The organism is Desertihabitans aurantiacus (assembly GCF_003344635.1).
GTDB classification, from domain to species: Bacteria; Actinomycetota; Actinomycetes; order Propionibacteriales; family Propionibacteriaceae; genus Desertihabitans; species Desertihabitans aurantiacus.
In genome coordinates this window covers 1-13,265 of record NZ_QPKK01000016.1, presented here as the reverse complement: position 1 = coordinate 13,265, position 13,265 = coordinate 1, and the positions used below count along the sequence as shown (strand labels likewise).

Here is a 13,265-nt window from a genome sequence, read left to right as displayed (position 1 = left end):
ACCGACACCGACCCACCCGGAGGAGTCACCGATGACCCCACGCCAGCCGTTCCTGCACGACCAGCTCGTGGTGCTCCGCGCCCCGTCCCAGGTGTGGTCGTCGGCCACCGGCGAGGTGGGCCGCGCCGAGCACCCCGTGCAGGGGGTGTGGCTCGGTGACACCCGCTACCTGCGGGCGCTCTGGCTGCGGGTGGACGGGATCGCCCCCGAGCACGTCGCCACGGTGCCGCTGACGGCGTCCGCGGTGCGGTTCGAGGGGCTGCTGCGCGACCTCGGCGAGCCCGGCGCCGACTCCGACGTGCGGGTGTCGACGCTGCGCGAGACGCACACCTCCGGGCTGACCGAGACGGTGCGGATCACCTCCCGGCTGACGCGGGCGGCCCGGGTCGTGGTCGAGCTGTCGACCGTCCCCGACGGTACCGGCATGGACGCCGCCCGGATCGGTGCGCCACCGCTGCCGGCCGAGGACCTGGTCGTCGACGCCGCCAGCGCGCGGTGGACGTCCGGCGTGGTCGCGGTGCGGCTGGAGGCCCCCGGCGCCACCATCGAGCAGGAGGCCGACACCGTCACAGCACGCTGGGAGGTCGAGGTGCCGGCCCGCGGCAGCGTCGAGGTCGCCCTGCGGCTGGACGCCGACCACCCCGACCCGGTGGTGCTCGGCGTCGAGCGCCCGGCCGCCTTCGCCACCCCGGAACCAGCCCCGACGGACGACCGGCTGGCCCGCTGGCTGCAGCGGGCCCTGACCGACCTGGAGGCGCTGCGGATGCGGCGCCCCGGGAGCGAGGACGTCTTCCTGGCCGCCGGCGCGCCCTGGTTCCTGACCCTGTTCGGCCGGGACGCGCTGTGGGCGGCACGGTTCCTGCTGCCGCTGGACGAGCGGCTGGAGCTGGCCGGCGGCACGCTGCGGGTGCTGGCGGCGCTGCAGGGCACCCGGGTCGACACCGACACGGCGGAGCAGCCGGGCAAGATCATGCACGAGCTGCGCCAGCCGGGGCTCGCGGCGCGAATCGGCGGCTCCTCCCTGCCGCCGCTGTACTACGGCACCATCGACGCCACCGCGCTGTGGGTCTGCCTGCTGCACGACGCCTGGCGCTGGGGGCTGGCCGAGGACGAGGTGCGCGCCCTGCTCCCCTCCCTGGAGGCGGCGCTGGTCTGGCTGCGCGAGCACGGCGACTCCGACGGCGACGGCCTGCTGGAGTACATCGACGAGTCCGGTCGCGGGCTGGCCAACCAGGGCTGGAAGGACAGCAACGACTCCGTCCAGCACCGCGACGGCACGTTGGCCGAGGGGCCGATCGCGCTGTGCGAGGTGCAGGCCTACGCCTACGAGGCCGCCACCTCCGGCGCCGACCTGCTGGAGGCGTTCGGACGTCCCGGGGCCGAGGAGAGCCGCGCCTGGGCGTCCCGGCTGGCCGGGCGGTTCCGCGACGCGTTCTGGGTCACCGACGAGGACGGTCCCTACCCGGCGATCGCGCTGGACGCCGCCAAGCGTCCGGTGGACTCGCTCACCAGCAACCTCGGCCACCTGCTCGGCACCGGGCTGCTCACCGCCGAGGAGGAGGCACGGGTGGCGCGCCGCCTGGTCGAACCCGCGCTGGCCGAGGGCTTCGGGCTGCGCACGCTGTCGACCCGGGACGCCGGCTTCTGGCCGCTGTCCTACCACGGCGGCAGCATCTGGACCCACGACACCGCGATCGCCGTGGCCGGCCTGGCCCGCGCCGGGTTCACCGCCGAGGCGGCCGAGCTGGCCGAGGGTCTGCTCGCCGCCGCCCCGGCCTTCGGCTACCGGATGCCCGAGCTGCACGGCGGGGACGCCCGCAGCGTCTCCCCCTCCCCCGTCCCCTACCCCGCCTCCTGCCACCCGCAGGCCTGGTCGGCCGCCGCGGCGGTGGCGGTCTGGGCGTCCCTGGCCGGGGTGGAGCCGCCGCGGAGCTGACCCGGCCGGCCACCCTAGGATCGGCGCATGAGCCAGGTGACGCACGTGGTGCTCGTCGAGTGGGAGCCCGGTCGGGAGGATGTGGTCGAGGGCTCGGTGCGCCCGGCCATCCGCGGCATGGCCGGCACCATCCCCGGCATCGTCGACCTGGTCGAGGGCCACTCCTCCAGCCCCGAGGGTCTCGAGGACGGTCTGGGCTACGGCCTCGTCGTCACCTTCACCGACGCCGCCGCCCGCGACGCGTATCTGGTCGACGAGCGGCACACCGCGGTCGGCGCGCAGATCCAGGCGAACGCGCGACGCATCGTCGTCGTCGACGTGGGCTGACGTCGACGCCCGAGCTGGCTCAGGCACCAGTGGCAGCGCGGCCGTCGCCGCGAGGAGCCCCGGTGGATGACCTGGAGCCCATCCTGGAGGCGATCGCGCAGCAGGGGTTCCGCGAGATGGGCGTCTCCGCGCACTGGGAGGTCTCGGAGGTCGCGGCGGTCCCGGACATGGTCGGTGTCGTGCACCTGGTGCTGACCAGGCACGGTCGGCCCGCGACCAGCACGCCGGCCTTCACCGGCACCGAGCTCGGTGACGAGAACGCGCTGCTGGCCTTCGTCGAACAGCTGCAGGACGCCGTCCTCGAGGAGGAGGGCGGCGCGGCACTACCGGTCTGCCCCGGTCACCCTCATCCGCAGGTGCCCTCGATCGAGAGCCGCACCCTGGTGTGGAGGTGCCCCGAAGAGGCCCGTCGTCGGTGATGGGCGCGGACGGCCGCTCCGCGTCAGGCGGGCGGCCAGTGCCGCAGTGCGACCTCGACCACGTGCTGCAGCGCGGCCGGTGACGCCCCTCCCGTCGCCTGCACCGACACCCCGTCGGCGACCGTGGTCAGGTACCGGGCGATGACGTCGGGATCGGCGTCGGCGGGGAGGTCACCCTCGTCGACCGCGCGCTGGAACCGGTCCCGCAACCCGGCCTGGCTCTCGGCGCGCCAGCTCGTCATGACGTCCTGGACCGTCTGACCAGTGACCCCGACCGACAACGCCGCCCGCACCCCCAGACACCCCGCGGGACGGCCGGGCTGCGTGCCCGCACGCACCGCACCCTCGAGGTAGGCCCGGGCGACCGCCCGCGCGGTGGGGGCACCCACCGCCTGGCGCACGTAGGCACCCGGCCCGGCCTCGTAGCGCTGCAGCACCTTGAGGAACAGCTCCTCCTTGTTGCCGAAGGCGGCGTACATGCTCTTGCGGCTGATGCCCATCGCCTCGGTGAGCAGAGCGAGGCTGGCGCCCTCGTAGCCGTGCTCCCAGAAGACGACGAGTGCCTGCTCGAGCGCCTCGTTGGCGTCGAAGGCCCGGGGGCGACCGCGTCTGACCTGCTCCACGGGGTCAATCGTAGCCCTTTTTGCACCGATCGTTCTCCATCGTGCTATCGTCGATTTCGCACCGATCGGTGCAGAATCCGAAGGAGAGCGTGTCATGAAGAGGTTCGAGGGCAGGACCGCGGTCGTCACCGGCGGCGGCACGAAGGGGATCGGCCGCGCCACCGCCGCGCGTCTGGTCGAGGAGGGGGCGCACGTGTTCATCACCGGGCGCCGCGAGCACGAGCTGGAGGAGGCGGTGACCGCGATCGGCCGGGAGGTGACGGCCGTCCCCGGCGACATCACGCAACCGGCCGACCTCGACCGGCTGTACGAGGCGGTAGCCGCGCGCGGCCGGGGCTTGGACGTGCTGTTCGCCAACGCGGGCACAGCCTCCTTCGCCACCCTCGAGGAGCTCGCGCTGGACGAGCTCGACCGGGTGCTCAGGGTCAACGTCGTCGGCACCGCGCTGACCGTGCAGAAGGCGCTCCCGCTGCTCAACCCCGGCGCCTCCGTAGTCGTCAACGTGTCCACCTCCGCCGACCGCGGTCTGGCCGGCATGGGTGCCTATGCGGCCTCGAAGGCGGCGCTGCGCGCCCTCACCCGCACCTGGGCCAGCGAGCTCAAGGACCGGGGCATCCGTGTCAACGCGGTCTCCCCCGGCCCCACCGACACCTCGGGCATCGGCGAGCTCGTCGGCCCGGAGAACCTCGCCGCCTACAACGAGGGACTGGTGAAGATGATCCCGATCGGTCGCACCGCACACCCCGACGAGGTGGCCGCGGTGGTGGCCTTCCTCGCCTCGTCCGACAGCAGCTTCATGCTGGGCGCCAACGTGCTGGTCGACGGCGGGGTGAACCAGCTCTGAGCGACCGGGGGTGGGAACGCACCAGCCCCGAGGGTCCGCATGGTGTGCGGCCCCTCGGGGCTGGTGGAGGTTGGGGCGGGTGACGACCCCGATGGGGACTCACCCGCGGCCCGGGCTACTGCCGACCGGCCCCCAGCCGGCGCCGGACCAGCAGCCCGCCACCGGTCAGGGCCAGCGCCAGGCCGGCCAGCAGCGGCAGCAGCACAGCCGGAGCACCGGTGTCGGGCAGCTGACCGTCGCCACCGGGCGACTGGGCCGGAGGCTCCTCGTCGTCACCAGGCGACTGGGCCGGAGGCTCGTCGACCGGCGGCACCTCGAGGCCGATCCCGTTGACGGTGCAGTCCTCGCCCTGCTCGCAGACCGGCTCGGCCGGCGGCTGCTCGCTCGGGTCGAGCAGGAAGTTCGCCAGCACGGCGTCACCCAGCTCACCGTCGCCGTTGACCTGGACGGTGTAGCTCACCGTCACCGTCTGACCCGGCTCGAGCTCACCGGTGATCGAGAACCGGTTGTCGGCGATCTCGCCGACCGACAGCGCCTCGTCGGAGGAGACCGGAGCCTCGACCACCTCGGCGTCGTCCAGGACGTGGGTCAGGTCGTCGACCCGATCCACCTCACCCACCGCAGTTCCCTCGTTGCTGAAGGTCAGCGTGTAGGTCAGCTCCGCTCCGGCCTCCACCGTGGTGCCCGTCTCCGGGTCGACCGACTTGGAGTCGACGACCTTGGACGCGAGGTGCTGGGTGCAGTCCTCATCACCCTCCTCGCAGACCGGGTCGGTCGGGGTCTCCTCGTCGGGGTCCACCACGAAGTTGGCCAGTGTGGCGTCACCCATGTCCGCGACCGCACGGATGGTGGCCGTGTAGGTGACGGTGACCGTCTGGTCGACCGCCAGCTCACCGGTGATGGAGAACCGACCGTCCACGACCTCCGAGACGCTCAGCGCCTCGTCAGAGGCCTGCGGGGCCACGGTCAGGTCGGCGTCGTCGAGCACGTGGCTCAGGTCGTCGACCCGGTCCACCGCGCCCGGCACCGCACCCTCGTTGCTGAAGGTGAGGGTGTAGGTGATCTCCTCACCCGAGGCCACCGTCGAACCGTCCTCCGGCGAGGCCGACTTCGAGTCGACGATCGTCGTCGTCGGGTTGGTGGTGCAGTCCTGGTCCCCCTCCTCGCAGACCGGGTCGGTCGGCGTCTCCTCGCTCGGGTCGAGCAGGAAGTTCGCCAGCACCGCATCACCCAGCTCGTCGGTCTCGTCGACCCGGACGGTGTAGCTCACCGTCACCGTCTGCTCCGGCTGCAGCTCACCGACGATCGAGAACCGGTCGTCAGCGAGCTCCGACACCGACAGCGCTTCGTCGGAGGAGACCGGCCCCTCGACCACCTCGGCGTCGTCCAGCACGTGGGTCAGGTCGTCGACCCGGTCCACCTGGCCGGCAGCGGTGCCCTCGTTGGTGAAGGTCAGGGTGTAGGTCAGCTCCTCACCCGGCTCCACCTCGGTGCCCGTCTCCGGGTCGACCGACTTGGAGTCGAGGATCTTCGGGGCGGGGTTGGAGGTGCAGTCCTCATCCCCCTCCTCGCAGACCGGGTCGACCGGCGTCTCCTCCTCAGGATCGAGCAGGAAGTTCGCCAGCACCGCATCACCCATCGCATCGGCGTCCTTGACCACCACGGTGTAGCTCACCGTGACCGTCTGGTCGGCCGCCAGCTCACCGGTGATCGAGAACCGACCATCGGCGATCTCCGAGACCGACAGCGCCGGGTCCGACGGCGTCGGCACGACGGTGACGTCCGCGTCGTCGAGCAGGTGGGTCAGGTCGTCGACCTCATCCACCTGGCCGGCAGCGGTGCCCTCGTTGGTGAAGGTCAGGGTGTAGGTCAGCTCCTCACCCGGCTCCACCTCGGTGCCCGTCTCCGGGTCGACCGACTTGGAGTCGAGGATCTTCGGGGCGGGGTTGGAGGTGCAGTCCTCAGCCCCCTCCTCGCAGACCGGGTCGACCGGCGTCTCCTCCTCAGGATCGAGCAGGAAGTTCGCCAGCACCGCATCACCCATCGCGTCGGCGTCCTTGACCACCACGGTGTAGCTCACCGTGACCGTCTGGTCGGCCGCCAGCTCACCGGTGATCGAGAACCGACCGTCGGCGATCTCCGAGACCGACAGCGCCGGGTCCGACGGCGTCGGCACGACGGTGACGTCGGCGTCGTCCAGCAGGTGGGTCAGGTCGTCGACCCTGTCCACGCTGCCCGCACCCGTGCCCTCGTTGCTGAAGGTCAGGGTGTAGGTGACCTCCTGGCCCGGGACGACCGTCGCGCCCTTGGCCGGGTCGACGCTCTTGGAGTCCACGACCTCCGGCACGAAGTTGGTGGTGCAGTGGGGGTCGTTCTCCAGGCACTCCGTCGGCGGCTCGGTGACGCCCGGCGGGAGGACGAAGTTCCCCAGCAGGTTGTCACCGCGGTCGGCGTCGGGCAGCACCCGCACGGTGTAGGTCACCGTGTAGGCCTCCCCGGCCGGCACCACGCCGTCGACGGAGAACTCCCCGTCGGCGATGTCGGACACCGTCAGCGCCTCGTCCGAGGCCACCGGAGCGTCCACGATCTCCGCGTCGTCCAGCGTGCCGGCCAGGTAGTCCCGCCAGCCCTCCACCGGGGCAGGTGCCGTCCCGATGCTGTCGAAGGTGATCGTGTAGGTCAGCTCCTGACCGGCCAGCACCGTGCTGCCGTCGGCCGGCGACACGTCCTTGGTCACGTCCAGCAGGACCGCCGGGAGGGTCACCAGGGCGCAGGGCAGACCCGTCTCGGGGTCACGCCCGTCCTCGTCGCGCGGGTTGCAGACGGGGGTCGGCGGCGGGTTCTCCGGGTCCGGCGGGGTCGTCGGACCGAAGGCCACATTGACGAGCTCCGCATCCCCGGCACCGGTGTAGGTCACCTCGTAGGTGATCGTGAGCACCTCACCGGCCGCCAGCGCACCGGACCAGAGGATCCGGCCGTTGGCGAACGTCGGCGCCGCCACGGCCGCCCCGTCCAAGGTCGCGGCCAGCGAGCCATCGACCAGGGTGGCGTCGTCGAGCACGGCCGTCATGTCGTCGACCACGTTGGCCGGGGCGGTGGCGGTGAAGTCACCAGGACCGTCGTTGGTGGCCACCACCGTGTAGGTCACGGTGTCACCCACCTGCGGGTCGGTCCCGTCCTCGGTCTCAGCGGACTTGTCGATGCTGAGGTACGGCAGCTCGGTGGACGTGGTCGCACAGGGCTCCCCCGTCTCCGGGTCGTTCCCGCCCTCCTCACACACCGGCGGCTCCGGCGTCGGGTCGGTCGGGTCGTTCGGCACCCAGGCGACGTTCTCCACGACCCGGTCACCTGCACCGGTCAGCGTGACCGAGTAGGTGACGGTGACGGTGTCACCGGCAGCCAGCGCACCGGTCCAGGAGACCAGCGACTCCGCGACACCGACCTCACCGGCAGGCTCGCCGTCGATCGTGGCCGTCAGCGAGGCCTCATCCAGGGTCGCGTCGTCCAGCACACCGACCAGGCTGTCCCACACGAAGGCGGGGTCTTCCTCGGTGTAGTCCGCCGTGCCCGTGTTGGTGCCGGTCACGGTGTAGGTGACCACGTCACCGGGACGGGAGTCCGCGGTGATCGTCGAGGTCTTCTCGATCTCGATCGGACGCTGCAGGACGGCGTAGTCCTCCACCTCACCACCAGCGGCGGTCCCGGTGGGCAGCGGGGCGTCCACCGCACCCGGGAACAGCCGGAACCGGGCGTAGGTGCTGGCGTCGGTCGACGCAGCCGGGAAGGTCAGCTCGTACTGAGCCGTCCCGGAGCTCGCCGGCACCGCGACGCTGACCAGCTCGTCGGCCTCGAAGGTGCCGTTGCCGTCCAGGTCGATCCAGCCCGCCAGGGTGGCAGCCTGGTTCGTGTCGTTGGTCGCGGTCACCGACACGGTGGTGGTGCCGGTCGCAGCCAGCGTGATCGGCCCGGGCAGAGCGTCGTCGTCATCCGCAGCGGCGTCGGTACCGGGGGTGCCGTCGCCCTCGATGGTCACCGAGTCTCCGAGGACGAGGGGAGCAGCGTCGTCGGCGAAGTCGGGCAGGGAGTGACGCGGCCCGTCCGAGGCCAGCGTGGTGTCGTAGGAGTCCGGTGCGTCACCGAAGTCGATCGGCAGCAGTGAGTCTGCGCACCGAGCACCGTCGTTGCCGGCCGAGGCAGGACCGTTCGCCAGCAGTGCGGCCTGGTTCGTCGTCGTGTTGACGCGCCAGATCTCACCGGTGGCGTTGTAGGAGGCGTACAGGTTCCCATCCGGGTCGGCGAACACCGCGCCGGTGACGTTGTCACCCACCGAACCGAGGCTCACCGGCGTCGTCCAGGTGTGGGTCGTCAGGTCGAAGCCCACCAGGGACGTCGTGGTGCGCGCACTGTCGCTCGGCAGACGCCACAACTTGTTGGTGCCGGGCACGAACGCCCAGTCCACACCGGCAGACAGGCCGGCGGTGGGGGCGTTGCCGTGGTCCGCGATGGTGTTGGTGGAGAGGTCGATGTCCCACCAGTTGCCGGTGTTCGGGTCGAACATCCAGTAGTGGTTGTTGTCATCGACGTCGCCGACCGCCGTCCCGCCGGCGAGCTCGTCAGCACCGGGCCCCGTCGGCCGCCCGACGAAGAAGACGCTGCCGTCGGAGCCGATCCGCACCACACCGGCCTGCTCGGTGGAGGGGTTCACGCCGAAGCCGTAGACGTACTCGTCGAGCACGTTGTAGCCCACGGCGTTGACCTGCCACCCACCGACGGGCGTCGGGTCCGGGTGCTCACCCGAGGCCAGGTCGATGCTGAACACGTTGGTCTCGGTCGCACCGACCGGGTACTGGAACAGCAGACCGGGGGCGCCGGGAGCGCAGGAGAAGACGGGCTGCACCGTTCCGGGGATCTCGATCTCGAAGGACTCGTCGATCTGCTGGAAGGTCCAGTCGTCGATGGCGCGGGTGTCGCCCCAGCTGCCGGTGACACCGTTGTTGGAGTTCAGGAAGCAGGTCCAGCCGTGGGCACCGCCCGCGCTGTCCACACCGGCTGTGCCGTCCAGCTGCGGTGTCGTGCAGAGGCGATCCGCGGTGCGGAGGTCGGTGTCGTCCCAGTACAGGGTCTGGGAGCCGGCCTCGGGTCCGTTGGTGGCCGTCACCTCGAGCCCGCCGCGGGTCTCGACGTCAGAGTTGACGAAGTGGATCTCGCCGGCCTGGTCGATGACGGCGCGGGCGTTGATGTCCGTGTAGATGGATACCGGATCGCCCTCACCGTCCAGACCGTCCCACTCCACCGTGGCTGCGCCGTCCACGACCCCCACCGGGAGCTCACGGTCCACGACGTCGTCATAGTCGCCGTCGTTGTTGACGTCGACCTGCACGACCGCCTGGCCGGTGAAGTTGTCGGCCTGCACGGCGAAGGTGCCGTTGCGGCTGGTCGATGTGGCCGGCTCGAAAGTCAGGCTGGTCAGGTCCGGCAGCTGCAGAGGCGGCAGCACCCAGGTGCTGGAACCATCGGGCAGCGTGGCGGTGGCCGGGAGGTCGTCGGCGGGATCCTCGAAGAAGATCTTGTACGGGTCCCCGCACTCGCCGGTACGCTCGATCGGCTGGTCGTACTGGTCTGTGTCGCTGTACGGCCCGCCGCCGTCGAAGCTCTTGTAGGCGGACGTGCACGTTCCGTCGAGCGTGTTGCCGGCGGCGTCGGCGGTGAAGTTGGAGCTGATGCCGTTGTAGCCGGTGAACTCGGCGTCGTAGCGGAAGCCCTGCTCGCTGACGTAGTGCAGGGAGAAGTCCACCGGGCTCTCGTTGTTCATGGTGTACTGCGTGCTCCACACCCGGCCTGGGATGTCAGTGGCCCCGTCCTGGACGTCGATCGACCACTCGTAGCCCTGGGTGCCGCCCCCAGGCGAGGAGAAGTCGATCGTCCAGATCCCCGCCGTGGTGGAGGTCAGGTCCGTGAAGGTGCAGTCATCACCGAGCGTGGTGTCCCCATCGAGGTCACACGTCTCGACCGCGCCCCCGGGCGCGGTCACGGTCACGGTGGCCGCCGGCGCCGGGTCCAAGAAGATCCGCGTGCGGACGAAGGAGACGTCCAGGTTCTCTCCTGCCTCGGCGTAGGCGAACAGCTGGTTCCCCGTGTTGATCCTCGTGTCCGCGGGCTGCTGATCAGCGCGGGCTGTCACCGGCGCCGCCACCACGTTGAACGCTGCTGCCAGGACGCCGATCAGGAGGGAGAACGACAACAGCGAGGCCAGGCTGCGCCTGCCTCGGGCCCACCCACTCTCCGCGGGGATTCGTCGAGCGGATCCCCTGGTCGTCTTCGCTGGCGACTGTCCGCCATCGTGCGGTCGATGCCTCATCCGGATTCCCGTCCTTCGTTGACCCAACTGGCGTCCCGCGACGAACCGCCACCACGAAGAACTTCGTGGGCGCGGGACGCGCAGGACCGCGTACGCCGGTTCGTCCCCCGAGTCGCTGGCGCTACAGGGCATGGGTATCACGCGGAGGCAGGCGAGCAGGAGGGCTAAAGGGAGGGCTAAGGGGGGCTAAGAGCGGGGCTGGGTGTGCGAGACCCAGCCGCAGGGACAGGGCGGTGCCGTGGTGGGGCGGAGGCGATCGGCGTCCCCCGCCCCGGGCTCACGGAGAGATCAGTGCGACTCGCGGCTGACCTGCGAGCCGCTGGAGCCGAGCAGGAAGTCGAGGTCGGCGCCGGTGTCGGCCTGCAGGACGTGGTCGACGTAGAGCCGCTCCCAGCCCCGGCGCGGGGCGGCGTAGGCGGCCACCGACGCCTCGTCCGGCGTCCGGGCGGCCCACTCGTCGGCGGGCACGTCGACGTCGATGCGGCGCTCGGCGATGTCGAGGTCGATGACGTCGCCGGTGCGCACCAGCGCCAGCGGACCGCCGGCGGCGGCCTCGGGGGCGACGTGCAGCACCACCGTGCCGTAGGCGGTGCCGCTCATCCGGCCGTCGCAGACCCGCACCATGTCGCGCACACCCTGCTCGAGCAGCTTCTTCGGCAGCGGCATGTTGGACACCTCCGGCATCCCGGGGTAGCCCTTGGGTCCGCAGCCGCGCAGCACCAGCACCGAGTCGGCGTCGACGTCGAGGTCGGGGTCGTCGATCCGGGCGTGGAAGTCCTCGATGCTGTCGAAGACCATCGCCCGGCCGCGGTGGCGCAGCAGGTGCGGTGAGGCGGCCGCCGGCTTCACCACCGCGCCGCCGGGCGCCAGGTTGCCCCGCAGCACAGCGATCCCGCCGGCCGCCAGCAGCGGCTCGCTCCGCGGTCGGATCACCTCGCGGTCCCAGACGGTCGCGCCGTCCAGGTGCTCGACCAGCGGCCGGCCGGTGACCGTCAGCGCGGTCGGGTCGAGCAGGTCGCGCAGCTCGGCCAGCAGCGCCAGCAGCCCGCCGGCGCGGTGCAGGTCGTCCATCAGGAACCGCCCGGACGGCTGCAGGTCGGCCAGCACCGGGACGTCCGCGCCGACCCGGTCGAAGTCGTCCAGGCCCAGCTGCACCCCGAGCCGGCCGGCGACGGCCAGCAGGTGCACGACGGCGTTGGTGGAGCCGCCGATCGCGGCCAGCGCGACGATGGCGTTGAGGAAGGAGGCCCGGGTCAGGAAGGTGCTCGGACGCCGGTCCGCGGCCACCAGCTCGACGGCGAGCCGGCCCGAGGCGTGCGCGGCCGTCAGCAGCCGGGCGTCCGGGGCCGGCGTCCCGGCCACCCCGGGCAGCACCATCCCCAGCGTCTCGGTGACCAGCGCCATCGTCGAGGCGGTGCCCATGGTGTTGCAGTGGCCCTTGCTGCGGATCATCGCCGACTCCGAGCGGGTGAAGTCGTCGGCCGACAGGGTGCCGGCCCGCACCTCCTCCGAGAGCCGCCAGACGTCGGTGCCGCAGCCCAGCGGGACGCCGCGGAAGGTGCCGGTGACCATCGGCCCGCCCGGCACCACGACCGCCGGCAGATCTACCGAGGCGGCGGCCATCAGCAGCGACGGGATGGTCTTGTCGCAGCCGCCGAGCAGCACCACCCCGTCCACCGGGTTGGCCCGCAGCATCTCCTCCGTCGCCATCGCGGCCATGTTGCGCCAGAGCATCGCGGTGGGGCGCACCAGCGTCTCGCCGAGGGACACCACCGGCAGCTCGAGCGGGATCCCGCCCGCCTCGTACACCCCGTTGCGCACGGCCGCCGCGACCTCGGTGAGGTGCTTGTTGCACGGGGTGAGGTCGGAGGCGGTGTTGGCGATGGCGATCTGCGGCCGGTCGAAGGCGTCCTCGGGCACCCCGCGCCGCATCCACGCCCGGTGGATGTAGGCGTCGCGGCCCGAGCCCTGGTACCACTGCGCGCTCCGGAGCGTCATCGCCACCCCTCCGTCCGACCGACCACCATGGTGGCCAGGCTAGGGCTGCCGGTCGCGGGCCGGCTCGGCGTCCCCGCCGATGTAGCGGGGCCGTCCGGCCAGCGGGGCGACCACCAGCTGGGCGAGCGCCACGGCCAGGATGACGAACGGGACGGCCGGAGGCCCTGCGAGGTGCCCGACCGCACCCGCGACCACCACCGACAGCGCCGCCAGCGCGTACCCGCCGGACTGCGCCAGCCCCGACAGCCGCGCCGTCTGGGCGGACGTCCGGCTGCGCAGCCCCATCAGCGCCAGCGCGACCACCAGGCTGGTCCCGGTCGACAACCCCAGCGCCACCGCCCAGACGAGCACCGCCGACGGCCACGCGACCAGCCCGACCGCGGCCACCACGGCCGGCAGCGTGCAGCCGACCGCGACCCAGCGCTGGTCACGACGCCGGCCCATCAGCACGGTCACCGCCAGCCCGGCGACGATGCTGACCACCTGGGCCACCAGCAGGTACTGCCCGGTGGTCTGCGCCGGCAGCCCGCGGGCCGCCTCGATGCTCGGCAGCCAGGTCACCAGCAGGAAGTAGCAGCACGACTGCAACCCCATGAAGGCGGTGACGTGCCAGGCGCCGGCGTGCCGCCAGAGCGCGGCCGGCGGCGTCGTCGGGAGGACGTCCGGCACGGTCGGCGGGGCGTCCGCGGGACGGCGGCGGGTCTGCGCCCACCAGACGAGGGCGGCGAGCGCGGTGACCACCGCCCAGCAGCCCACCGCC

At 72.0% G+C, this 13,265-nt stretch carries 8 protein-coding genes; 4 read left to right on the top strand and 4 right to left on the bottom strand.

What is annotated here, in order from left to right; all coding sequences use genetic code 11:
* Nucleotides 1–31: 31 nt before the first annotated feature.
* The 3 genes from DVA66_RS03120 (at nucleotide 32) to DVA66_RS03110 (ending at nucleotide 2,682) form a co-directional block, all read left to right on the top strand.
* Entirely contained in the window at nucleotides 32–1,936 is a 1,905-nt protein-coding gene (locus DVA66_RS03120) for a glycogen debranching N-terminal domain-containing protein (protein WP_114558736.1), read from the top strand.
* Nucleotides 1,937–1,963: 27 nt separating this feature from the next.
* The gene (locus tag DVA66_RS03115; protein ID WP_114558735.1) at nucleotides 1,964–2,263 is read left to right on the top strand and encodes a Dabb family protein; all 300 of its coding nucleotides are present in this window, start codon (nucleotides 1,964–1,966) and stop codon (nucleotides 2,261–2,263) included.
* 62 nt (nucleotides 2,264–2,325) lie between these two features.
* Nucleotides 2,326–2,682 (top strand): hypothetical protein, encoded by a 357-nt coding sequence (locus tag DVA66_RS03110; protein WP_114558734.1) that lies wholly within the window; start codon nucleotides 2,326–2,328, stop codon nucleotides 2,680–2,682.
* Nucleotides 2,683–2,705: 23 nt separating this feature from the next.
* On the opposite strand, the gene DVA66_RS03105 is transcribed toward DVA66_RS03110, so the two are convergent.
* Nucleotides 2,706–3,305: a TetR/AcrR family transcriptional regulator gene (locus DVA66_RS03105; protein ID WP_232821722.1), complete on the bottom strand. Its 600-nt coding sequence runs from the start codon at nucleotides 3,303–3,305 to the stop codon at nucleotides 2,706–2,708.
* 94 nt (nucleotides 3,306–3,399) lie between these two features.
* Here DVA66_RS03105 and DVA66_RS03100 point away from each other — a divergent pair, with 94 nt between their 5' ends.
* Complete coding sequence (locus DVA66_RS03100) at nucleotides 3,400–4,149, top strand: SDR family NAD(P)-dependent oxidoreductase (RefSeq protein ID WP_114558732.1); 750 nt, start codon at nucleotides 3,400–3,402, stop codon at nucleotides 4,147–4,149.
* 115 nt (nucleotides 4,150–4,264) lie between these two features.
* Here the strand turns inward: DVA66_RS03100 and DVA66_RS03095 are convergent, their stop codons facing one another.
* The 3 genes from DVA66_RS03095 to DVA66_RS03085 form a co-directional block, all read right to left on the bottom strand.
* The gene (locus tag DVA66_RS03095) at nucleotides 4,265–10,390 is read right to left on the bottom strand and encodes a DUF7927 domain-containing protein (RefSeq protein WP_114558731.1); all 6,126 of its coding nucleotides are present in this window, start codon (nucleotides 10,388–10,390) and stop codon (nucleotides 4,265–4,267) included.
* Between the two features lie 405 nt (nucleotides 10,391–10,795).
* Nucleotides 10,796–12,505: a dihydroxy-acid dehydratase gene (locus DVA66_RS03090; RefSeq protein ID WP_114558730.1), complete on the bottom strand. Its 1,710-nt coding sequence runs from the start codon at nucleotides 12,503–12,505 to the stop codon at nucleotides 10,796–10,798.
* Nucleotides 12,506–12,544: 39 nt separating this feature from the next.
* Nucleotides 12,545–13,265 (bottom strand): MFS transporter (locus tag DVA66_RS03085; protein ID WP_332872854.1); only part of this gene is annotated, 721 nt, incomplete at its 5' end.